Here is a 22,631-nt window from a genome sequence, read left to right as displayed (position 1 = left end):
GATGGCTGGCGTCGAAATCAAAAAGCTGCTCAGATACGCTTTTGAAAAAAAGGCATCGGACCTGCATGTGACAGTAGGCACCTCTCCCGTATTCCGAATTGACGGGGAACTGCGCCGGCTCGACATTTCTCCGCTTGCGCCAAGCGACACCGAGGAAATGGCCAAGGAGCTGATCCCGCAGCATTTGTATCCGTCCTTTCTGGAAAAGGGAGAATTGGATTTCTCCTACGGACTGCCGGGCATCTCGCGTTTCCGCGTCAATGCGTACCACCAGCGCGGGTGCATCGGGCTTGTCGCCCGGGTCATTCCGACAGGCATCCCGTCACTGGAAGAGCTGGGACTGCCGGAGGTAATCCGGAAGCTTTGCCACAAGCCCCAAGGGTTACTGCTCGTTACAGGGCCGACGGGAAGCGGCAAGTCGACTACATTGGCGGCGATGATCGACTACATGAACAGGACGATGAGAAAGCATATCGTTACGCTGGAAGACCCGATCGAGTATTTGCACAAGCATCAGCTCTCCATGGTCAATCAGCGGGAGATCGGCTTTGATACCAAAGATTTTGCCAGCGGACTGCGGGCTTCGCTGCGGCAGGACCCTGACGTCATATTGGTCGGCGAGATGCGGGATCTGGAGACGATCTCGACAGCAGTCACAGCGGCGGAGACGGGACATTTGGTGCTCGCGACGCTGCATACAACCGATGCGCCCAAGACCATCGACCGGATTATCGATGTCTTTCCGGGCGACAAGCAATCCCAGATTCGGATGCAGTTGTCTTCCGTTCTGGTCGGGATCGTCTCGCAGCGCCTGTTTCCGAAGGTCGGGGGCGGCCGGGCAGTCGCCACTGAGATTCTCGTTCATACACATGCTGTCGCCAACCTGATACGCAGCGAGAAGAATCATCAAATCAAAAGCTTGATGCAGACGGGACGCGAACTGGGAATGCACACGATGGAAAGCTCCGTCAAAGAGCTAGTGGACAAGGGACAGATTACTCCCGAAGCCGCGCAACACTATTTGAATGAAAGGGCGCTAGAGTAGATGCCGACGTTTATTTACGAAGCGAAGGACCGCACAGGCAGGCGCAAGCGCGGGAAGATCGAGGCTGCCGCCAAGCCAGTCGCCATCGTTGAGCTGAAGCGTCAAGGGCTGGCCCCGCTTTCGATTGAACAGGAAGCGAAAGGCTTCCTGCAGCGCGAAATCCATTTCGGCAAGCCGGTGAAGTCGCAGGAGTTCGTCGTATTTCTGCGCCAGCTTGCCACCCTGATCGGGGCGGGGATCGGGATTGTCGATTCCGTCCATATTCTTGCCCAGCAAAGCGAGAGTAAAGTCTTGCGCAAGATACTGGAGGAGGTAGAAGCGGAGATTCGCAAGGGCGGACAGCTGTCTGAGGCGTTCGGCAAGCATCCGAAGGTCTTTGAAGCAATGTTTCTCAGCATGATTCGGGCCGGGGAAGCGTCGGGAAGTCTGGAAATCGTCCTGGACAGGCTTGCTACCTACTACGAAAAGTCGCACTACACGCGGGAAAAAATCAAGTCGGCGATGATGTACCCGATCACGGTCGGGATTTTGTCTATTGCCGTAACGATGTACCTTTTGATCAACATCGTGCCTACCTTTGTCTCGATGTTCGCCAGCTTTCACGCCGAGCTCCCTGCGATGACCCGGATGGTCATGGCAGCTAGTGAAAGTGTAGTTAGTTCTTGGTACCTATATGCTATAGGTATAATTGGCATATATTTTGTATTTCGCATTATTGTCAATACTTCTTATGGACGATATTTTGCGGATTATGCTACACTGAGATTGCCGATATTTGGCAAACTTATGCAGAAAGGCGCACTGGCCCGCATGAGCCGGACGTTGAGTACGCTGTTTTCCAGCTCGGTGCCGATTTTGCAAGCACTCACGATTGTAGAAGATGTCGTTGGCAACAAGATTATCAGTCAAGCCGTGCATGAATCAAAAACCAGCTTGCGCGAGGGCAGGCCGCTATCCGAGCCGCTGAAGCGGGCGTGGGTAATCCCGCCGCTCGTCTCACGCATGATCGCCATCGGAGAAGAGACCGGATCACTGGATCAGATGCTGGAAAAGGTAGCTGATTTCTACGAGGCGGAGGTGGACAGTGCCGTTGACAAAATCAAGTCGCTGATCGAACCATTGATGATCGTCCTGCTTGCGGCGATTGTGGGTACGATTGTACTCGCCATCATGATTCCGATGTTTGAAATTTTTGGTAAAGTACGCTAGGCATGAAGGATATTGTGGGGAGGAACTTATATGTTTACACGTTATTTGAAGGATCAACGAGGCCTTACGCTGGTCGAACTGCTCGCCGTTGTGGTGATTTTGGGGATTATTGCGGCGATTGCGATTCCGTCAGTAGGAAATATCATTGAAAATAGCCGCAAGGATGCGCACATCGCGAATGCGCAAATGTTGGCAAATGCGGCGAGAATGGCAGCTACTGCTGAAGGGAAAGCGACTGGGGATTATACCTTGGAAGAGTTGCAAAAAGAAGGATTTATTAGTGACATTCAGGTTCCAGGGGAAGATAAAACTTACGATGTTAAGAAAAGCGAAGTCACAATTACCGCTAAAGAGGACAATGATACAAAAATTACGAAGCAAGTAATTAAAGTAAAGTTGCAGGAAGGAGATAGGGTTTTTGTAGATGAAGATATTAGTGCCTTGGATCGAGACAAAGTATACCTTGATGGTAAAAAGTAAAAAATCAACTCAAGATTTATAAGAGAGTATATATCTATTGAGAAAACAAACGCTCGCCGAAGAAGCCTGTTTCCTGATGTACGACTTGTCCAGCCTGGCTCAGCAGAGCAGCGAGTCGCAGGAAACAGGAGCGTCACCTCTGAGTGACCCTGCCCCTAAAGCTGTCCGACTTTGACGCTCCCACCCGAATCGCCTCGGCGCGTACAGGCCCCGCTTCTATGCAGGGCGGAACCGGAGGGAGCCTGGAAACAGGCTTCTTCCACTACAGCCACGGCTACGAGCGCTTTTTAAAACACGGGCAACAAAATGAACCAATAAAAACTTCCTACATCCCAATGCGGTGCAGGAAGTTTTTTCCTGAATCAAAGCAAACTATACCCGTTCCACCAACTAGGAGAGAAGCCATGGAGTACCTGATCACGGCCGTCCTGTTTGTATTCGGCCTCGTATTCGGTTCATTTTTCAACGTCGTCGGTCTGCGAGTCCCGCAGGGGGAATCCATTGTCCAACCGCCGTCTCATTGCAAAAGCTGCGACACCAGGCTGCGTCCCCTCGATCTGATCCCTGTTCTTTCCTATTTGCTGAATAGGGGGGCATGCCGCTATTGTCGGACAAAAGTCTCGCTGCTTTATCCAGTCATGGAAAGCATCTGCGGTATCTCATTTGCCCTTGTCTATCTCACCTACGGCTGGAGCGCCGAGATGTTTATGGGTTTGCTGTTTGTCTCGCTGCTCGTCATTGTGAGCGTGGCTGACCTCGCCTATCGGCTTATCCCGGACAAGGTGACTCTGCCTGCGCTGGCTCTGTTTCTCATACTCCGGCTGCTCGTCCACCCGACACAGCCCTACTGGATGCACTTGATCGCCATGGCAGTCGGATTTGGCCTGTTCTTCCTGCTCACCGTACTGTCCCGCGGCGGTGTAGGGGGAGGCGACATCAAGCTGTTTGCCGTAGTGGGTCTGTTTCTGGGCCTGCCTTTGCTGGCGCTTTCCATCTTTTTGTCAGCTCTGTTGGGAACGCTGTTTGGCATCATACTTATGCTCTTTCGAGGGGCGGTGAGGAAAACGCAGGTGCCATTTGGACCATTCATCGCTGCCGGGTCACTGCTTGCCTATCTCAAAGGAGATGCGATCATCGGCTGGTATGTGGATGTGTTCTTCTGACAGCAAATGAAATAGCAATTTCCTTTTCCGCTAAGCAGCAGGTTGACCGGGAAGGTGTGTCGAAAAATAAGTGAGTGATAGAAGAAATGTGTCGAAAAATGAAGAATTTCGTCAAGTGGCAAGCTTCCTATAACACAATAATCATCGACAGGGCGAAAGCTTGCGCATGCATTAAGGAACCGGATTTCCCAAACACAGGAACTGGAATTGCATCAGCTCTGGGGCTGACAGAAAGGAAAAGAGGCGGATGAAACTGCGCATCCCTTTTATGACGAATCCCGTTCGTATCGGCATTGCCGTGGAAGAAGACGGGCTTCGCTTTACAGAAGCACGGCGAACGGACACAGGCGTGGAGATACGGCAGGCAGGTCTGATCCCGCTGGAGGAAGGAACCTTCGAGAACGGGCGGATCACGGATATCGAGCGGGTAAAAATACAGCTGACTCTAGCCAAGAAGGAGCTGCGGCTTTCCAAAAAGAAGGCGGTTCTCTCCGTTCCGACGTCAACCGTGGTGATTCGAAAAACCATTCAGCCCAAGCTGACGACGGACGATATTCGTTCTTTGCTCGAAATCGAGCTGGGGACGACCATTCACCTTCCTTTTGCAAGGCCCTATTTTGACTTTCACAAGATCAGAGAAGTGCCGCCGTCGCTGGAGATGGACGAGCTGGGAGAGTACAGCCTCGCGGAGGAGCCGCAGCCGGAGGATGAATACTTGGTGATTGCCGCTCCTGGTGATTTGATCGACCAATATATCGAATTGTTGAAAGTACTCGATATCGAAGTAACGGCTGTTGATATCGAACCGCTTGCTCTGTACCGGCTGCTGGAGGAGAGCGGGGAAGTCCACAAAACCGACTTCATGTTCCTGCAGCTCGGACGGCATTCGGTCAACGTCAGCATTTTTCAAAGCGATATTCCGGAGTTTTTGCGAAACATTCCGATCCATCTCGCCCATTATGAGCAGGCTTCCGCATCCGGGGGGACAGACGGTGCTGCTGCCGTCCATGCATTATTTGTAGCTGATCTGGTCAGGGAAGTCGACCGCGTGATCAACTTCTATCAGTTCAGCATGAAAAATGACGGGACCCGCATTCAGACGATCTATGTAACCGGTGAAGATGACGATTTGGAGCACACCATCCAGCTTCTTAAAAATCGCATGACGAGCTTTGAGATCGTTCCTCTGCCCATCCACCATATCCGCCTTCAGCATACGCAACCGCTGAATGTTCAGGCCTTTACGGCAGCGGCGGGACTAACCTTGAGAGGTTGACGCAAGTGGTAACCATTAACCTATTACCAAAAAAGAAAAAGGTTAGAGGCGGAGTCCTGTTGCTCTCCGCGACAGGGCTGCTTTGGCTTATCGGGGCGGCTTGGATGGGCTTTGCCTACTATGCCGATCAGGCAACGGTGGAAAGATTGCAGCAGGAAATCGCGCAGCAAAAACAAATGGTCCAGGCAGCGGAAAAGCGGATCGGCTTGAAAGCAAATACAGCGACTTTGCAAGACTATGTAGAGCTGTCGGAGAAGATGCAGCATCTGTTCTACCCGACAACGCTCCTGCTCGACAATTTTTCCGAAAACCTGCCGGAGATGGGCAAGCTGCTGAAAATCAGTTATGCCCTGGATGGCACGGTGCAGCTCACCGGCCGCTTTGAGCAATATGACGATGTGGCCGCCTATCTGCACAATTTGCTGGCTTCGCCATACGTACGGGAAGCGCAGATAAAAACAATCGCTTCTGTACCCGTGAAGTGGACCGGGCCGGTGGACGAGAAAGGCAGGCCCCTTTCGGAAGCGTTGAGTGCGGTGGGCGGAGACATCCTGCCCCGCTACACGGCTACATTTGAAGTGAAGGTACTCACCCTGGACCTGGGCGTGCTGAACAAGCAGCTTGCTGCACGTACACAAGAGCAGAAGAAGTAGGAGAGTGAACATGGCTGAGAAAACACGTCAATACCTGTTCTTGTTTGTTGCTTTGCTGTTTGCCCTGCTCGCTGTCTTCTACTATATCTATCTCACGCCGTTGCAGGCAAAAAAGAGCAAGCTAACGGTAGAACTGGCTCAGCTGCAAGCGACGGTGCAAGGGCTGAGCAGCAGGAATGCAGAGGAAAAGAAGGATGATGCCGTTTCCGAGGAAGCATTGGCAAAGGTAACGGAGGCAATCCCCGTCTCTCCCTATACAGATCAGCTCGTGAAGGATTTGGGCAAGCTCCAGACGATCAGCAAGGTCGAGATTCTTACGGCCAGCTTTGCCCAGCCAAAAGTGCTGTCGACGAAAGACATGGTGGAGCAGATCATTTCGAAAGAAGAGCAGGGGGCGGATACAGCGGCCGAAGAGTCAACTGGAGCCAAAGAGCCGAAAACAAACTCAGATACGGACAAAAAGGAAACAGGTACAGCGGAAGCAACAGGAATAGCATCTGAACCCAATGCCAAGGACCGCAGCGCTGCACTTGCCATGCCCACGGCAGACACGCTCAGGAGACTGCTGCCGGAAACCGCATTGGGAAGCGTGGAGATCACGCTTTCTGTAAAGGGAGGATACGATGAGCTGTACCTCTTCCTCAAGGAGGTACAGGGATTGTCCCGATATTTGCGGGTAGATGAATTCACTGTCGCTGCGGCGGAGAAGGATGAATTTACCGTCCCCAAAGACAGCAGGATGACGGCGACAATCAAGCTGACCAGCTATTACGCCCCTGAATTCAAGCAGGCAGTCGACAAGCTTCCGGCCGTTGAAGTAGAGGCTCCATCGGGCAAAGGCAACCCGTTTCAGTATGGAATCACACCGAAGCCCGGTGATCCGATCAATGAAAGCAAAGAAGGATCGCCTTACTAAAAGCAGAGGGCGATTTCCTTCATTTACGAATGAAAGCCGTTGCTGTCGCGAGCAACGGCTTTTCTTCATTTCTTAGTCTTTTCCTGCCGCTCCCGCACCAAGGCCAATAGCGCCAGAATGTCTCCGATTAATACAATCACAGCCGCCAATAAAGCAAGATCGTCAGCCGACAAACCTTCGGACTTTTGACTCATGGAATCGCCTCGCTCCGATGAACTTCCCTACAATGTATGAGGGCATAGCCGGGCGGGTTTGGGTTTTTGTCTAGGAAGCGGATTCTTAATCAAAAGACCTGCGTGCGGGCCAGGTGCCTTGCAGTTTGCGAATCTGCACAATCTGTCCGGTATGAAACGCATCGTGCATGATGATGCTGAATACGCTCAGCCCCAAAGGCTTTGAAGGCGACGGCTGATCGAAGGAGGTCTCCGGAATGGAAGCGAGCACGTCTCTCAGTTCATAGTGGAGAGTCTCCATCCGCTTGACGTCCGCTTGCCAGGCCTCCTCGTCCTCTGGTCCTCCGGATGGGGCAAAGGTGTCGTCGTTGGTGGAAGCTGTAGAAGGCTGTTCGGTACCCTTCAAACGGTGAAGCAGCCGTTCCTTGTAAAACAGCAAGTGGCTCAGATTCTCCCAAATGGTGTTGGCAGCTTCGCCAGGGGGCCGCCAGCTTGCTTCGGCTGCGGTGAGTCCTGCCAAGGCGTCTTTCAAGGGGGGATACCAATCTTCTTTGGCGAATGTACAATCCCACTCGTGCAACAGCAACTCCATACGGTTCATGCAAGTCCTCCTCATCTGGGAAAGAGTGATTGACGGCGGTATAATGAAGGTAGAATCTGGAGAAGAATACCGTCTGTAACTACTTAAATACATTTTGGTGGTTACAAACAATACCTTACCATATTTTGGCGAGTGGTTCAAGAGAGGAGAAAAAACTCCGTGGAGTGGATATGTCTTGATTTTATCAACAGCGATTGCAGAGACTGGCGAGGGTCCGGACAGCGGGATGACCGGCTTGGCAAGCCTGAATGGTGGCAGTATTTTTCGACGAAGTGGGAGCTGAAAGTCCCCCTTCCTACAGACCCTATGCTGCTCCAGAGCTTGAGAGAACTGCGGCAGCAGATGCGAAATGTCACGGAAGCGGTGGCAACAGGACAAGCACCTGATCCAAGCGATCTGGTCGGCATCAATCAGGTGCTTGCGGCTGTGCCTAGCTGCCGCCGCATCGTTCATCGGCCGGATGGCTTTCAAATAGAGGAGGTTGTACAAGGCGAAGAATGGGACCTGGTCATGGGGAAAATCGCACTTTCCTTCGCCGAGCTTCTGGCTGGTACCGATTTGCGGCGATTGAAGATCTGCGAAAACGCCAATTGCCTCTGGGTGTATTACGACGAGAGCCGCAACCGCTCCAGCCGTTGGTGCGACGATAAGGCGTGCGGCAACCTGATGAAAGTGCGGCGCTTTCGCGAGCGGCAAAAAAAGGAGAGGAAAGACACATAAATCCAGGAAGATCGGGAGAAAGGGAGAAGAAAAGAACATGACTGTCAGCAAACGGCACGAATTGAGGTTGGACGAGCTTGCCTGCGGGGATATTCCGGGGCTGATCGAGCTGTCTGCTTCGGTAGGCTGGGATTACCATGAAGCAGAGCTGGCAACCCTCATTGCTGCAGGGAGAGTATTCGGACACCGTGATGACCAGGGAAAAGTGTACTCAAGCGCCGCGATTGTTCCATACGGCGAAACGCTTGCCTCCATCGGCATGGTCATCGTTCATCCTGAATGCAGAGGGATGGGGCTGGGGAAACAAGTAACACAGGCTTGTATCGATGCCGCCTCGACTTCAGCGGATACAGCCCTGATGCTGATCGCCACACCGGAGGGAAAGCCGATGTACGAAAGCATGGGCTTTGTGTCCGTAGATTGCGTGCACAAATACTTATGCGAAGCGTACCAGCGGCATCGAGCATCGTTTGATACAGGAGATACATTTGTAGAGAAGCTGACCGGGGAACATCTGGAGCAAATCGTGGAGCTGGACAAGGCCGCAGTCGGCGCGGACCGCAGAAGATTTTTGATTCATCGCATCCAGCAGGCGCAAAATGGCGTCGTCTTGAAGCAGCAGGATGGAGCTGTCATTGGCTATGGCCTGTCTGTAGAGGGGCCGGTCAACCTGATTCTCGGCCCGATCGTCGCTTTTGACCTGCAGGGAGCGAAACAAATCGTGGAACAGCTTGCGAGTGGATATCAAGGCAAGCTGCGGATCGATGTACCGTCTGGACATGAAGAATTCCTGGTTTTTCTGGAGCAGTGCGGATTTCAAAAGGCGAGCCAGCCTCCGATCATGATCAGGAATGCGGAAAAGCTGCCGGAGAGGAACGGCCGCTTGTACGCAATTGCTGCACAGGCGTTCGGGTAGGGGAAAGGCTGGAAGCGGAAAAGCCGAAAAGCCGAAAAGCCGAAAAGCCGAAAAGCCGGAAAGCCGACATATCCTGACAGTCGGCAGAACCAAAAACCCAAAAACCCAAAAACCGGAACTCTTCCGGCAGGATACAAAAAACCACGCAGGTGCAATTCTCCCGCGTGGTTTCATTTTGTCATTCAACAGGTTCAACCGGAAGCTTCTTGTTCCGAACCTGCTTGCGACCGCAAAAGCGGTACGATGAAGAGCAGGCCGACAATGAACAGAAGCGCAGCCATCTCGAAAACAGAGACGAGTGAGAGCAGTTTTTTCAATGGACCCGCGATACTCATCGTCAAAACCATGGCTCCGGTGAAGAGAGGGCTCAGGATTCCCATCACGCGGCCGACAAAAGCGCCCTCGGTATGCTTCAAGATCATCGTATTGATCCCGATCTGAATGCAAGGCATAAACAGGCCGTTGAACAACTGGGCCGTCAACGTCAGCCAGAGGTTGGTCGATAAGCCCGCGATGCTCATGGCGACTGCATTGACCAGCATGCCGATGACCAACAGCTTTTGCGGAGAGGCTTTTTTGGCAACGGTCATGGTCAGCGCCCCCCCGACAATCATGCCGATCCCGTTGACTGTCATCAGCCATTTGAGGGATTCCATAGGCAAGCCCAATCGCTCCGTCACGAGAAAAATGCTCAGAGGCTGGATGAGTCCGATGCTTAGGCCCGCTGCCAAAAAGCATAAGCCCAGCTTTGTCAGAATGTTGCTTTTCAACACATAACGGATGCCGTCGACCATTTCCTGCCATAGAGTTGTCGGCGGCTGCCCGTTTTCCTCTACGTGGTCGGCGGGCAGCCGCACAAGAACGGCGCCGGAGAGCAGGAAAGCGACACCGGTCACCGCGATTGCTACACCGATCCCGAATGTCTGAAACACAAACGTCCCGAGGGCAGGGCCAAGGATCATGAAAATGGCAAAAAGCGTTTGATAGATGGACATACCCGCTTGCATCTGCTCGGCAGGAAGGTGCATTTTGAACAGCTTCATGCCGGACGGCTGCGAAAACTGGGACAAAATGGCCGAGATCAGCGTCGCGAAGAAGACCGCTTTCCAGGTTCCGAACACAAAAGCAAGCAGGACTCCGAAGATAGACAGCGCGCTTAAAATATCACACCAGACCATCGTTCGCTTGGGGCGCCAACGGTCAGCGAACGTCCCGCCAATAAAGGAAAAAATAAAGATCGGAGCGTATTCCGCCACGTAAATCATCGAGACAGCCAAAGGATCGCCGTTTGTTTGCTGCATGACAAACAGCAGAATCGCGAAGTTGCGGACCCATACGCCGATTTGCAAAAACAGCGCAGACAGCAGGATCGTTTGTATGACTTTATTGCGAAAGATTCCTTTTTCTCGCATAAAAAAACCTCCTCATCCAAGTTCCTGGACAGGAGGCGAAGAGATCGTGATCGCAAGGAAGACAAAACATAAGCCCAAAAACAGCTCAAAGGGGCTTCCTTCTATCCAAAGGAATGTGCCATGCTTCTGAGATTCTGGGAAGCAAGTTCACCCTTCAGGAGTGCATCCTCATACCGACAACAAAGCAAGCTGTCGACACCGAAAAAAGATGCATGCGACTATGAACATCCATACCAATCCTATCCAGAAACCGTTTCGTTTCCCACAGACATGGTTATTTTCAAACGGTTGTTTTCATGGAGACAGGATTAGATGTCCATTGTTCATAAGTCACCCTTCCGATTTCGTATGGGTTAGATATTATCACGCTGAAAAAGCGGAGTCAAGAAGGATTTAACAAATTTTCCGGACGTTTCCCAAAAAGACCTGCAAGCATGTTGCGCGCGGCCTTGAGCGCCATCTTCTCCCGGGTTTCCCTCGTGGCGCTGCCAATATGAGGGAGTGTGACCACGTGGGGCAAGGAAAGCAGCGGATTGTCTTTTGGCGTTGGCTCCATCTGGAAGACGTCCAGGCCGGCTCCGCCTATCCGGCGCTCCGTCAGAGAACGGATCAAGGCCTGTTCATCGACGACACGTCCCCGGGAGGTATTGATCAAAATGGCGTCGCTTTTCATCAGAGCCAGCTCGCGTTCTCCGATGAGGCCCTCTGTTTCCGGGGTCAATGGCGTCATCACCACCACGTAGTCGGACCGGGACAACAGATCGTCAAGCGAGGTGAACTGTACCCCCAGAGCTTTTTCCGCTTCCGGCTTGCGGGAGCGGTTGAAGTACAGAATGTTCATGTCAAAGCCTTTGGCTCGCCGGGCGACAGCTTCTCCGATCCTGCCCATCCCGACGATCCCGATGGTCGCGCCGTGCACGTCTTTTCCGAGCATCAGACTGGGGAGCCATTCATTCCATTGGCCGTTTTTCACAAACCGGTCAGCCTCCGGTACACGTCTGGCAGCCGCCATCAGCAGGGCAAAGGTCAGATCGGCGGTTGTCTCGGTCAAGACGTCCGGGGTATTCGTCGCGAGGATGCCGCGGGCTGTCAATGCGGGAAGGTCCAGATTGTCGTAACCGACCGCGATATTGCTGACGACCCGCAGACGGGGAGCCTTTTCCAGGACGGAGGCATTGATTTTGTGCCGGGAGTAGATCATCAACCCGTCGGCCCGCTGCAGACCGGCTGCAAACGATGCGTCGTCCAGCTTTTCCTCGATGTCGCGATAATCCACTTCGCAGCGCTCGCGTAGCAGGGCAAGCGCTGATTCAGCGATGCGGTGAGGGACAAAAACAAGCGGTTTTGTCATCTGTTTCGACTCCTCTCTAGGATCGCGCTGCCTTGACGATCTCGACGAATTGGCGCGCTGTTTGGGTCAGACTGTTCAGATACGCCTCGTCCACCGCTCCCTTGAAGCTGACGAGAGAGCTTCCTACGCCAACGGCGACCGCGCCGGCCTTGATATAGGAGGCTGCATTGGAGAGATCGACGCCTCCGGTCGGCATCAGCGGAATGTGCGGAAGCGGACCGTGCACGTCTTTCAAGTAGCCGGGGCCAAATACGTTGGCCGGAAATACTTTGATCACGTCTGCGCCGTGCTCATACGCCGTCAAAATCTCGGTCGGTGTCAGGGCGCCGGGAATGCTCACGACACCGTAGCGCTTGGCCATCTGGATCGTTTGCGGATTCACGGTCGGGGAAAAGATGAACTGGGCCCCGGCCATGATGGCGGCGCGGGCTGTTTCCGGGTCCAACACTGTTCCCGCACCGATAACCAGCTTGTCTCCGTACTCGCTGGCAACCTGTTCGATCAAAGAGAGCACTTTCGGCGTTTCCACCGTAATCTCCAGTGTAGTCACGCCCCCTTCGTAGAGCGCTTTTGCCACCGCCATGATCTTTTCCGGCTTGGCCCCGCGAATCACGGCTACCACACCACTGTCGAGGATTTTCTCTAGTTTGGTCATCTCATATTCTCCTTCCCATTATCGAAAACGAGCTTTTACCGCATCACTTCTTCGCCGGGCGATTCCACGAACCGTTTCAAATCGGAGCGTTCCGGCAGGCCTTCGACATCGCCGTTCACCATCGTGACGATGGCACCGACAGCATTGGCCCGTTTGACAGCTTCAGACAGCGAGAGCCCATCCAGCAGACCGGAGATAAATCCGGCCGCGAATCCGTCACCGGCACCGACGGGGTCAACCATCTGCTCGACATGAAAGCCGGGAATGTGCAGGTTTTCCTCTGGCGTAAAGTAGTGGGCTCCTTTTTCGCCCAGCTTCAAAACGACAATTTTGGCGCCAAGGCTGAGGAATCGCTCTCCCAGTTTGACAGGATCGGTTTCTCCAAAGAGAAACGTCCCTTCGGACAGTCCGGGCAAAATAATGTCGGACTGGGCGGCGATGGCAAGCAGCGTTTCGCGGGCCTGTTCTTCCGTCCACAGCTTTTTCCGCAGGTTCGGGTCGAAGACGACAGTCAATCCGCTTGCTTTTGCCATGCGAATCGCTTCAAACACCATCTCGCGGCACGATTCGCTCAGCGCAGGCGTGATCCCCGACACGAACAAATAGCGGGCTTGCGCGAGATAGGCTTCGTCGAGGTCGGCAGCGGTCATCCGGCTGGCAGCGGAGCCCTTGCGGTAGTAGTACACGTTGACATCGCTGGCGTTGCGGATTTCCTTGAAATAAAGGCCGGTAGGCGCATCGGGATCAAGGCGGACGCAGCTCGTGTCCACCCCTTCTCCCCGGACAAACGAGAGCATCGCTTTGCCCAGCTCATCGTTGCCTACCCTGCTGATCCAGCCGACAGAATGGCCGAGGCGGGCAAGCCCAATGGCAAAATTGGTTTCCGAGCCTCCAAATTTTCTCGTATAGGTGTGCGCATAGCGCATCAGTCCAGTGCTCTCCGGAGTAAACAGTACCATCGTTTCTCCAAAAGTGACTACGTCCATCATGATTTCCTCCAGGCTGCGTTATTGATGAGCGCGTTTTCTCTGCTGCCAAATGGCTTTTACGATCGGAGTGAGCAGGGTAATGACCGACAGCAGCAAAAGAATGAGCGGAATGGGCCGCGTATAAAAAATATCGTAGCTGCCGCTGGAAAGCGCTAGCGCTCTGCGGAACTGGCTTTCTGCCATCGGGCCGAGAATCAGAGCCAGCACGATCGGCGAAGCCGGGAAGTCGTGTTTTTGCATAAAGAAGCCGATCACACCCGCTACCGCCATGATCAACACATCAAAGAAGCTGTTGTTGATCGCATATGATCCGACAATGCATAGAACCAGGATGACTGGGGTCAAAATCTCTTTCGGAATTTGCACAACCTTGGCAAAGTAGCGAGCCGTGAACAATCCGAGCAAGCACATGACCACGTAGCAGATGATCATCCCGATAAACAGGGTGTAGACGAGGTCGCCGTTGTTTTTAAACAGAAGCGGACCTGGCTGCAGTCCCTGGACCATCAGAGCGCCGAGCATGACAGCAGTAACGGCATCTCCGGGAATTCCCAGTGTCAAAAGCGGCACCAGAGCGCCGCCGGTACATGCATTGGCACCTGATTCGCATGCGGCAACGCCAGCCATCCTGCTTTTGTCCGTAGGCTCTTTGTCTTTGTTGAACCGTTTCGTTTCGTTGTACGCCACGAAGGCTGCGATATCGGCGCCCGCTCCCGGAATAATTCCGATAAAGGTTCCAAGCCCGGTCGAACGGAGGATCGTCGGGATAATGCCGCGGAATTCGCCCCAGCTCGGTACGATTTTTTCGATTTTCACTTTGACCTTTTCTTTTACATTCATGTCAGAGAGCGACTTGAACGCCTCCGAGGCGGCGAATAGGCCGATCATGATCGGAATGAACGGGACGCCGTTCAAAAGCTGTTCGCTGCCGCCGGTGAAACGCGGGAAGCCGAGGATCGGATCAAGTCCGACCGTGGCGAGCAAAAGCCCGACCAGACCGGCAATCAGTCCTTTGACCAGCGATTTGCCGGAAATGCTGGCGATGATGCTAAGACCGAATACAGCCAGAGCAAAGGTCTCCGGTGCGCTGAATTCGAGAGCGATCGTAGCCAGAACAGGGGAGAGAAACATCAGGATGATGATGCTGATCGTGCCTCCGATAGAGGAGGAGAGAGTCGCGGCACCGAGTGCTTTTCCCGCCATCCCTTTTTGTGCCAGGGCATAGCCGTCCAAAGCGGTAGCCGCGGCTGCGGGAGTTCCTGGTGTTTTCAACAAAATCGCTGTAATCGAGCCGCCGTAGACGCCGCCGAAATATACGCCGGACAGCAGCAAAAGACCTGCGACAGGCTCCATTCCAAACGTCATCGGCAAGATCAGTGCGACTCCCATGGTGGCGGTGAGTCCGGGAAGAGCCCCTACCACGATCCCGATAATGACGCCGACGACAGCCATCAGCAGGGCAAAGGGGTCAGTCAGGATGTTCGTTAACCCGTTTACAAATAGATCAAACATGCGGTTCCCTCCTTATTCTCTACTCGAACAAGACGCCTGCAGGAAGGGGAACCTGCAGCACTGTTTCAAAGATGAGGTAGATAAACAGCGTAACCAGGACGGCTACGAGAATCGACGCAATCGGCTTCCGATAGCCGAACAGCCACATGAAACCGAGCAAAAACACTGGTGTCGCCAGATGGAAACCGCCGAGGTAGACGAGTGCCAAAAATACGAACATACAGACAAAACCAAGAATGGTCCGTCTCCAGGACGTAGGAGGCCCGGCTTCTTCGGCCGCCTGTCCGGGACGGAATGCGGCTGCGATCAGCACCAGCGACATCAGGATCAGGCCGCCGGCGATCAGGCGGGGAAAGAATCCGGGGCCGACATCTGTATCGCCGACCGACGGAAATTGCCCCGACGTGATCCAGACCGCTACGGACAAAAGAATGAGAGCAATACCGACAAACAGATCAGTCTTCTTCACGAGCTACCCTCCCTAAAACGGAGGACACGGGGAGTGCACTACAGCATCGCCCGTGTCCAGCGCTTCTTACTTTTTCAACCCCAGATCGGAGACGAGTTTCGTAAACAGCTCACTGTCTTTTTTCACAGCTTCTGAAAAGGCTGCATCGTCAGCATAGGATACGCCCAGGTTCATTTTTTCCAGTACATCTGTAAACGCCTTGTCTTCCGTTACTTTTTTCGCGGCGTCTTTCAATACGGTGACGACGTTGTCCGGTGTATCTTTCGGAACCGCGATTCCTCTCCATGTACCGATGGACAGATCGATTCCTTTTTCTTTCATCGTCGGTACGTCTTTGAACTTCGGCAGGCGCTCGTCAGCCATGACGGCCAGCATTTTCAGCTTGCCCGCTTCCACCTGTGCAGCTACTTCTGCCGGGCTGACGGAAACAGCTTCGATGTGCCCTCCGAGCAGAGCTGTCACAGCAGGATTGGCCCCGTCAAAAGGAATGTGGTTGAATTTGGTATCAATTTTCTGTTCCAGCGCGGTTGCAGCCAGATGCCAGATCGCGCCTGTACCGGAGTTTCCGATACGCACCTTGCCCGGGTTTTCCTTGGCGTAGGCGACAAATTCCTCGATCGTGTTCCAAGGAGCGTCTGCACTGACCGTAATGGCTGCCGGGTCCGCATTCAGGCGGGCAACCGGTTTGAAGTCATCCGGCTTGAAGGTGGCCAAACCGAGTGGAGGAAGCGTTGTCATTTCCACTGTGACCAGCGTCAGCTTGTAGCCGTCCGGCTTTGCCTTGGCTCCCTCGCTCATGCCTACGGCACCGCCGCCGCCTGTCTTGTTCACGACGCCGATGGATTGGGGCAGAACTTTGTTCGCAGAGTCCGCAAATGCCCGGGCGACTGCATCGGTTCCGCCGCCGGCTGCGTAAGGAACGATCAGTTCGATTTGCTTTTTCGGATAAGCTTCTGCCTCTCCTGCTGCTTGATCGCCAGAGGGAGCAGAGGAGTTGCCAGAACCGCATCCGACGAGAGATGCGATAAGAGCGGTAGCGGCGAGACCAGAGAAAATGCTTTTCAATTTCATGATGTCATCCTCCAATAATTAAGGAATGTGTTCATAGTGTTCCTTTGAAAGCAGTACATGGGCAGTGCGTAGACAATTTGTTTATAAGTCATTTGTTCCTTAATGCGGAACATTGTTCCTAAATACTGTGAAAAAAATTACCCTCGGAATCCAAGGTGTTTGGAAATTTCACGAGCGTAAAAGACGACGCGATCCATGCAAAACTTCACTTTCTCTTCATCCATGCGCATCGTTGGGCCGGATACGCTGAGACCGGCGACGGACTCGCCATTGTGGTTGAGAATGGGAGCTGCGACACAGTATATGCCGGGCTCATGCTCTTCTTTGTCAAGCGAGTAGCCTTTTTCTCGGATTTCCTGGAGATTCGCGAACAGATCATCGATCGTGGTGATCGTGTTTTCGGTAAACTTCTTCAGACCCTTCTGCTCGACGATTTTTCTGACGTCACTCTCCGGAATATGGGCAATGATCGCTTTTCCGACACCCGTGCAATGAACGGGGGCACGTTTGCCGATCAGCGAATACATGCGGATGGTGTAAGGGCTTTCAATTTTTTCAATATAGACCACTTCTCCATCCTCCAGCACGACCAAATGGGAGGTTTCGCCCGTTTCCTGCACCAGCCGGCTCATGATCGGGTTGGCAATTTTTCGTATTTCCAATGATTGTGATACGATCGACCCCAGTTCAATCAGCTTCAGACCGAGAAGATAACGCTCGCTAAGCGGGTCTTGTCTGACGAATCCCTGGTTTTTCAGGGAAGAGAGCAAGCGGTGTACAGTGCTTTTCGCGAGTTCCATCCGGTTGGATAATTCAGTAATACCCAAGCCGTCCACATTTTCCTTGAGCAGGTTTAAAATGTGCAAAGCTCTATCGACGGATTGAACCGAAGAGGTATCTCTTGGAGTCTTGATCTTTCTCCACCTCCTGATTGTTCCACAATGAGGAACAGTGTTCCTATTTCGTATTCTCTGAATTCATTATAAAAATAGTCGAATCTCATTGTCAATAAAAATCGAGAAAACGATTTCAATGAAAGTGCATACTACTGATAGGAAAAATGAGTCAATGCGAGAGGGGGGAACAGTGATGAGGAAAAACTTTATCCGCTACTTGATCTATGTATTTGTGGCCGTGGCTGTGCTGGTAGCGATTGCCGCCTGGTATCTCGATCCGTATCAGCCGGATGATGCCGCGATGCAGGCTATGCGTGACGGGGATGGCGTCAACGTAACTGAACGAGGGGGGCTGATCGTCTTTGAAGGCGGTGAAAATATTCCTCCCGGGATCATCCTGTATCCGGGCGGATTGGTCGGTCCGGAGAGCTATGCGCCTCTTGCCAGGCTGATGGCTATGTCCGGCCATCGGACCGTTATTGTGAAAATGCCGCTGAATCTTGCCTTTACCGGGGTTGACCGTGCGAATGATGTGCTGCTGGCTTATCCGGAGGAACCGTTCGTGATCGGCGGGCATTCACTCGGCGGGACGATGGCCTCACGGTATGCAGCCAGTCATCCCGAGCGTGTCTTGGGGACTTTTTTTCTGGCATCGTATCCCGATCAAAAAGGGAGCTTGAAGGAAAAAACCATTCCGGTGCTGTCTCTGATCGGATCAAGAGACGGTGTGGTGAACATCTCGGCCTATGAAATGGCCCGTCAGTATCTCCCTGACAATACGGTCTACTTGAAGATTCCCGGGGGCAATCATGCTCAATTCGGAAGCTATGGGGCCCAAAAAGGAGACCAGCCCGCCGCAATTCCCCCGGGAGACCAGTGGCAGCAGACCGCCGCTGTGCTGAAGGAATGGATGAAATCGACGGTCGCCGGATTGGATCGAAAATGAAATGACAGCCGTCTCATTGCCTGTCGATTCCGCGGTGTATCGCCGGCTCAGAGATGATCCCGGAAACCACCCCTGTAATGCGTATGTTTTCGGAGGGCAGGATCAGAGGCGGAAGATCGTTCGTGCAGGTAAAAACGCATTCTACCGGATTGACTTCTTTGGCAATACGAACGATATACTGTCCCTCTTGACGTACGAGGACGGGCCTGCCTGTGATCGGTTCCATGGAAAAATCAGAGATGAGCAGGGCATCTCCGCTGGAAATGCCGAGTCCGGCAAGACCGTCGTCCTGCATCAGCAAGGCAAAGCGGGCTACATGATAGCTCGCTGCGGCAATCCAGGGCATCAAGGAAAGCTCTTCGTCATCCAAAGACAAGTCAAAAAAGCGGGAGCTGTAAGCGTCTCCGGCCAAAAATACTTTTTTCATTCCGAACTCCTTTTTCCTTTTTATCGGTTTATTACCAATTGATGGGGTGGCCTTTTGCGTAAAGCCTGCCCAGCAAGCGGTCGAATCTTTTTTGGGCCAGGGCGAGAGGAACGCGAAAGATTCGGGCCAGCAAAAAGGGAGCCTCATAGCGGTTGCAGTTTTCCAGCAGTGGCACAAACATCGGAAACGGCATGAGCAGATGCTCGGCAAAGTGATTCGCTTGCGCTTCCTGCCAATGGATCATCGATGTGCTCCCTGTCGGCTGGATTCCTTCATGCAGCAGCAGATGTCCAAGCTCATGGGCGATTTTTTCCCGTCTCGAAGGCAGAGGGAGGCGCTCGTCTACAGCGATCACGTAGCGGTTGGGCAGATAGGGATGCGGATGCGCCCGACTGCGTCCGGTGATGTTCCACAGCTCGATCCCGTACGCTGCACAAAGCTCGGTCAGGTGAATCTCTTCCGGCTGCTTGATGTCATGAAGCTCCAATAAATCATAGACGCGCGACTCTAGCCAGGTCTGCGGCTCGAAGACGTCGGAGACTAGTGAGAACATGAGTGACGACCTCCTTGATTCGGGAACGTTTGTTCGTTTTTGTGGCGGAAAGAATGCCCCTGTTAAGAGGGGCTATTTTTATTTTTCTCTTTTTATTTTTTCCGTAATCGCATACAGGGATGGAGTGCGGGATTCTTTCACCTGATGAACCCGCATCTGTTTTTTCAAATCATACCAGTATCGGCGAATCTCTTTTTTCTCTTCTTCGGACGCTTCCAGATAACCGTCGAGAAAATAATAGTCATCCGGGTCGTCGATTTTTTCCTGCAGCAAATCCTCCAATGATCGGTTGTGGCTCTGGACCGCGGCAGCAGAGGAGGAAGCAAGCTCATCGTCCACGCGGCCAAGCAGCCAGTCTGTGGAGACCTGAAGGATGTCTGCCAGCTGCGCCAGCATCTCATTTGGCGGTGAACTGTGGTTGTTTTCGTAGTTGCTGATCGTGCCTTTGGTTGTCTGGACTTTTTCCGCCAGTTCTTCCTGCGTCAGTCCTTTTGCCTTGCGGGCTGTTCGTAAGCGCTGGGAGAGCATGAACGAACCAGTCCTTCCTGTTAGTGAGTACAACTATATTGTACATGATTGGAGATATTTAGGGAAGTGTGTATGAAAAAATTGTGTAAACTGTCTTGACTAACAAGATACTTGTACTTTATGATCGGATTGTCCTGTATGAATGTGGAAAAAGTACAAATATCCTGTAAGTGAGGAGTGAGATGATGGAAACATGGTTGGCATTTTCTACAGCAAAAGTAAATAGGCCAGCTACACAGCGGAGAGTGAAAAAAGCGCTCGATCTGGCGCGCGATTTTATTCGCATGGGATTTCATCCGGGGATCGAGGCACGGACGACTGCGGGCTGGCACACAACACCCTCTACGGTCACGAACAAGTTTCGCAGCAGCACAGAGGACGCAGCCGTCCGCAACGCGACGATCGAACAGGAGCGGCGGGAGTACGTCGAGCGAATCCTCGCAGCGGTCAATCGCCTGTCTTCCCGGGAACGGGAGCTGATCTGGACGCGCTGGTTTGACGGCGAGGACCGGACGGATATAGAGGCCTACATCATGCTGAATATGACGCATTCATCGTACTACCGGACCCGCAGCAGTGCGTTTCGCAAGCTGGCCGGGGGGCTTGGCATGGAAGTATATGACGAAGAGGAGAGTCCCGCGTGAAACGATTTCGAAACGGATGCGGCACACATGTTTTTCCTCTGCTTGTTACGATGGCAGTGTGACATTGTGTGAAAGGAGGGATGAGTGATGGAGGAATTGCATCTGGAGTCGATCTTGCAGCAGGGGCCGTTCGCGGCTCTTTTTGTTTGGCTCTTGTTTTATGCGATGAGAGCCAACCGGGAGCGGGAAAACCGCTTGCAAGACCTGCTGGACAAGTTCAGCGAAAAATACGACGTGATTATCGGCGAGCTGCGCGATATCAAAGAAAAGGTAGGTGAGTAACGTGAAACCAACACGCATAGGAAGGTGGAGGCGTCTGGCTGTTTGGGGGTGCCTGATCCTGGTGGTCATGACGATGCCCGGCTTTAGCCAGACGGCCCACGCGCATGAAATCATTGAATTGTTTCAGAGGAGCTACAATCCGAATCCTGAGCCGGAAAGCCCCGAAAGGACGCAACAAGCGCTTGATTACATTTCCAAGAGAAAAAAGGACAGGATGTCACACACAAGCGCTAGTGCGGCACGGCAGCCTCAAGCTGGTGCGGCTGCGGTCCGCGATACGTTTGAACCGAATGACGACTATCCGGAAGCCTACCCGGCAAAAAACGGGTATTCTTACTTGTCATTGCTTTCGACAGAGTCCGATTTCGATTATTACCGCTATGACTCCGGAACCTACTCCGGCATGTTGACGGTCAAGCTTACCGTCCCGAAAGACAAGAACTACGACCTGATCGTCATGGAAGGGACCAGCAAAAACGTCGGCTCAAGTCTCGGGCGCGAACCGGGGGCGGCGGAGAAGGTTGCCTTCGAGGCTAAAGCCGGGACAACGTATTATTTTGTCGTCTTCAGCATGGATCAGCACTTCAGCACGACGGACCGATACAACCTCATTGTCGGCAACCCGTCCGAGCTCGCATGGGGAACGCCGGTAGATATCGATGTTCCGGAAGGCGTGGTGCCGGGTTATCGGATTACGGCTCCGGCGACGGGAAATTTCCGCTTTTTCACATCTCCTTATGCGGGGACGGGATTGCCCAACGACACGCTGCTTTTGCTTTTCGAGGATGAGCTTATGCAAAAACTGTTGGGCGGAACTGACAATGCGTCAGAAGATACCGTCTTTTCAGAGCTTGACGTCAATCTGACAAAAGGCTTGACCTACTACCTGTACGTGGCTCCTTCGGCAAACGACGGCCAGGTCCACGCCAGGCTGACGGCTGCATCCAAGCCGAATGTGTCCGCAGAAGTCCCGATTCTGCACGAAACCGAAGCCAACGACGGCAGCGTGGCGGAGCAGCAGATCATCACACTGGAGGGAAGCGTATTTGCTCCAACTGTCTCCTCGCGCCGGGTCAGCTTCAACAACCTTCCGGAAGGCTTGGAGACCCAGGTGGTCAGACTGAACGATAAACAGCTGGCAATCCGTTTCAGCGGAAAAGCGCTCTCGCATGAAAACAAGGATTCCGGCGAAGCATCCGTGACTATCTACAAGGAGGCGATTGTCGGGGCTCTGGAGGATGTGACGACGAATCCGTTCTCCTTTGCGTTTACCGACACGCCTGCTGTCACCCTGCAGGCACCCAGGGATCTGGACGTCGCTGCCTCGCAGTATCAGCTCATAAAATTTACCCCGCCCGCGACGGGTACCTATGAGATTTACACCGACTATTTTCTGGGAAATCCCGCGGAGGGCACCAGCGATACGATCCTCTCGGTCTACGAGGACTACGAGCGGACCCGCCATCTGGCGACCAATGACGACGGCAAGAAGCCGCCCTTTTCCAGTGTCACCCTGCTTCTGAACGGAGGACAGAACTACTTCCTCAGCGTGTCAGGCTGGAACGGGAAAGCAGTTCACGCCAGGCTCGCTGTCCGCTACCTCGGCGTCGAGTACGTGTACAACGAAAAAGGGCTGCTTGTCCAGATGAAGCAGGACGGCAAAGTCCTCGTCGATTTCTACTACGACAATAACGGAAATTTGATACGAAAAGTCGTTCGCTAGAAGAACGAAAAGGAGGCAAAC

General features: G+C 53.2%; 26 protein-coding genes. 13 read left to right on the top strand and 13 right to left on the bottom strand.

The features are described 5' to 3' along the window. Position 1: 1 nt before the first annotated feature. The 7 genes from V5G20_RS22160 (at position 2) to V5G20_RS22130 (ending at position 6,742) form a co-directional block, all read left to right on the top strand. Positions 2-1,045, top strand: coding sequence for a type IV pilus twitching motility protein PilT (locus tag V5G20_RS22160; RefSeq protein WP_003392164.1), 1,044 nt, complete (start codon positions 2-4; stop codon positions 1,043-1,045). Beyond that, on the top strand, positions 1,046-2,254 hold the full coding sequence (locus V5G20_RS22155) for a type II secretion system F family protein (RefSeq protein WP_003392162.1): 1,209 nt from the start codon (positions 1,046-1,048) through the stop codon (positions 2,252-2,254). A 30-nt stretch (positions 2,255-2,284) separates the two neighbouring features. Further along, positions 2,285-2,734, top strand: a complete 450-nt coding sequence (locus V5G20_RS22150; RefSeq protein ID WP_024985514.1) for a prepilin-type N-terminal cleavage/methylation domain-containing protein — start codon at positions 2,285-2,287, stop codon at positions 2,732-2,734. A gap of 404 nt (positions 2,735-3,138) precedes the next feature. Continuing rightward, positions 3,139-3,897 (top strand): prepilin peptidase, encoded by a 759-nt coding sequence (locus V5G20_RS22145; RefSeq protein ID WP_024985515.1) that lies wholly within the window; start codon positions 3,139-3,141, stop codon positions 3,895-3,897. A gap of 247 nt (positions 3,898-4,144) precedes the next feature. Further along, entirely contained in the window at positions 4,145-5,173 is a 1,029-nt protein-coding gene (gene pilM, locus V5G20_RS22140; protein WP_003392157.1) for a type IV pilus biogenesis protein PilM, read from the top strand. Between the two features lie 5 nt (positions 5,174-5,178). After that, the gene (locus V5G20_RS22135) at positions 5,179-5,826 is read left to right on the top strand and encodes a PilN domain-containing protein (protein WP_338462242.1); all 648 of its coding nucleotides are present in this window, start codon (positions 5,179-5,181) and stop codon (positions 5,824-5,826) included. A 10-nt stretch (positions 5,827-5,836) separates the two neighbouring features. Next, positions 5,837-6,742, top strand: coding sequence for a hypothetical protein (locus V5G20_RS22130; RefSeq protein ID WP_311067730.1), 906 nt, complete (start codon positions 5,837-5,839; stop codon positions 6,740-6,742). 65 nt (positions 6,743-6,807) lie between these two features. Here V5G20_RS22130 and V5G20_RS22125 read toward each other — a convergent pair whose 3' ends face one another. Together V5G20_RS22125 and V5G20_RS22120 are read right to left on the bottom strand one after the other, a co-directional pair. Next, entirely contained in the window at positions 6,808-6,936 is a 129-nt protein-coding gene (locus tag V5G20_RS22125; protein ID WP_255320341.1) for a hypothetical protein, read from the bottom strand. Between the two features lie 85 nt (positions 6,937-7,021). Further along, a complete protein-coding gene (locus tag V5G20_RS22120) occupies positions 7,022-7,516 on the bottom strand; it encodes a DinB family protein (RefSeq protein WP_003392147.1) in 495 nt (164 codons plus the stop codon). 159 nt (positions 7,517-7,675) lie between these two features. Between V5G20_RS22120 and V5G20_RS22115 the strand changes: the two genes are divergently transcribed. Both V5G20_RS22115 and V5G20_RS22110 read left to right on the top strand, forming a co-directional pair. Further along, a complete protein-coding gene (locus V5G20_RS22115) occupies positions 7,676-8,236 on the top strand; it encodes an ABATE domain-containing protein (RefSeq protein WP_171506706.1) in 561 nt (186 codons plus the stop codon). Positions 8,237-8,273: 37 nt separating this feature from the next. Beyond that, positions 8,274-9,152: a GNAT family N-acetyltransferase gene (locus V5G20_RS22110; RefSeq protein WP_338462237.1), complete on the top strand. Its 879-nt coding sequence runs from the start codon at positions 8,274-8,276 to the stop codon at positions 9,150-9,152. A gap of 191 nt (positions 9,153-9,343) precedes the next feature. Here the strand turns inward: V5G20_RS22110 and V5G20_RS22105 are convergent, their stop codons facing one another. From V5G20_RS22105 to V5G20_RS22070, 8 genes are all read right to left on the bottom strand, one after another. Then, on the bottom strand, positions 9,344-10,564 hold the full coding sequence (locus V5G20_RS22105) for an MFS transporter (protein WP_122958356.1): 1,221 nt from the start codon (positions 10,562-10,564) through the stop codon (positions 9,344-9,346). 382 nt (positions 10,565-10,946) lie between these two features. Continuing rightward, positions 10,947-11,915, bottom strand: a complete 969-nt coding sequence (locus V5G20_RS22100) for a 2-hydroxyacid dehydrogenase (protein ID WP_024985519.1) — start codon at positions 11,913-11,915, stop codon at positions 10,947-10,949. 16 nt (positions 11,916-11,931) lie between these two features. After that, a complete protein-coding gene (locus tag V5G20_RS22095; RefSeq protein ID WP_024985520.1) occupies positions 11,932-12,570 on the bottom strand; it encodes a bifunctional 4-hydroxy-2-oxoglutarate aldolase/2-dehydro-3-deoxy-phosphogluconate aldolase in 639 nt (212 codons plus the stop codon). A gap of 35 nt (positions 12,571-12,605) precedes the next feature. Next, positions 12,606-13,556: a sugar kinase gene (locus tag V5G20_RS22090; RefSeq protein WP_338463489.1), complete on the bottom strand. Its 951-nt coding sequence runs from the start codon at positions 13,554-13,556 to the stop codon at positions 12,606-12,608. 21 nt (positions 13,557-13,577) lie between these two features. Continuing rightward, the gene (locus V5G20_RS22085; RefSeq protein ID WP_003392128.1) at positions 13,578-15,071 is read right to left on the bottom strand and encodes a tripartite tricarboxylate transporter permease; all 1,494 of its coding nucleotides are present in this window, start codon (positions 15,069-15,071) and stop codon (positions 13,578-13,580) included. A gap of 19 nt (positions 15,072-15,090) precedes the next feature. Next, positions 15,091-15,540 (bottom strand): tripartite tricarboxylate transporter TctB family protein, encoded by a 450-nt coding sequence (locus V5G20_RS22080; RefSeq protein WP_003392126.1) that lies wholly within the window; start codon positions 15,538-15,540, stop codon positions 15,091-15,093. Between the two features lie 66 nt (positions 15,541-15,606). Continuing rightward, entirely contained in the window at positions 15,607-16,611 is a 1,005-nt protein-coding gene (locus V5G20_RS22075; RefSeq protein ID WP_003392124.1) for a tripartite tricarboxylate transporter substrate binding protein, read from the bottom strand. 137 nt (positions 16,612-16,748) lie between these two features. Further along, entirely contained in the window at positions 16,749-17,447 is a 699-nt protein-coding gene (locus V5G20_RS22070; protein WP_003392122.1) for an IclR family transcriptional regulator, read from the bottom strand. A 253-nt stretch (positions 17,448-17,700) separates the two neighbouring features. On the opposite strand from V5G20_RS22070, the gene V5G20_RS22065 reads away from it, so the two are divergent. Next, complete coding sequence (locus tag V5G20_RS22065; RefSeq protein ID WP_251237821.1) at positions 17,701-18,453, top strand: alpha/beta fold hydrolase; 753 nt, start codon at positions 17,701-17,703, stop codon at positions 18,451-18,453. Positions 18,454-18,466: 13 nt separating this feature from the next. On the opposite strand, the gene V5G20_RS22060 is transcribed toward V5G20_RS22065, so the two are convergent. From V5G20_RS22060 to V5G20_RS22050, 3 genes are all read right to left on the bottom strand, one after another. Then, positions 18,467-18,880, bottom strand: coding sequence for a hypothetical protein (locus V5G20_RS22060; RefSeq protein ID WP_031933486.1), 414 nt, complete (start codon positions 18,878-18,880; stop codon positions 18,467-18,469). A 31-nt stretch (positions 18,881-18,911) separates the two neighbouring features. Then, entirely contained in the window at positions 18,912-19,433 is a 522-nt protein-coding gene (locus tag V5G20_RS22055) for an ImmA/IrrE family metallo-endopeptidase (protein ID WP_338462230.1), read from the bottom strand. Positions 19,434-19,511: 78 nt separating this feature from the next. Continuing rightward, positions 19,512-19,961 carry a helix-turn-helix domain-containing protein gene (locus tag V5G20_RS22050; protein WP_003392113.1) on the bottom strand — a complete coding sequence of 150 codons (450 nt, stop codon included), beginning with the start codon at positions 19,959-19,961 and terminating at the stop codon, positions 19,512-19,514. Positions 19,962-20,146: 185 nt separating this feature from the next. Here V5G20_RS22050 and V5G20_RS22045 point away from each other — a divergent pair, with 185 nt between their 5' ends. The 3 genes from V5G20_RS22045 to V5G20_RS22035 all read left to right on the top strand — a co-directional run bounded on the left by V5G20_RS22045 (position 20,147) and on the right by V5G20_RS22035 (position 22,610). Further along, positions 20,147-20,605 carry an ArpU family phage packaging/lysis transcriptional regulator gene (locus tag V5G20_RS22045; protein WP_172920237.1) on the top strand — a complete coding sequence of 153 codons (459 nt, stop codon included), beginning with the start codon at positions 20,147-20,149 and terminating at the stop codon, positions 20,603-20,605. Positions 20,606-20,692: 87 nt separating this feature from the next. Next, positions 20,693-20,887, top strand: coding sequence for a BhlA/UviB family holin-like peptide (locus V5G20_RS22040; protein ID WP_338462225.1), 195 nt, complete (start codon positions 20,693-20,695; stop codon positions 20,885-20,887). 1 nt (position 20,888) lies between these two features. Continuing rightward, positions 20,889-22,610: a hypothetical protein gene (locus tag V5G20_RS22035; RefSeq protein ID WP_338462223.1), complete on the top strand. Its 1,722-nt coding sequence runs from the start codon at positions 20,889-20,891 to the stop codon at positions 22,608-22,610. Positions 22,611-22,631 lie beyond the last annotated feature (21 nt).

This window comes from Brevibacillus borstelensis (genome assembly GCF_036700025.1).
Lineage (GTDB): Bacteria > Bacillota > Bacilli > Brevibacillales > Brevibacillaceae > Brevibacillus > Brevibacillus borstelensis.
Note: the sequence above shows the minus strand (reverse complement) of the source record. Positions and strands in the feature narration are given on the sequence as shown.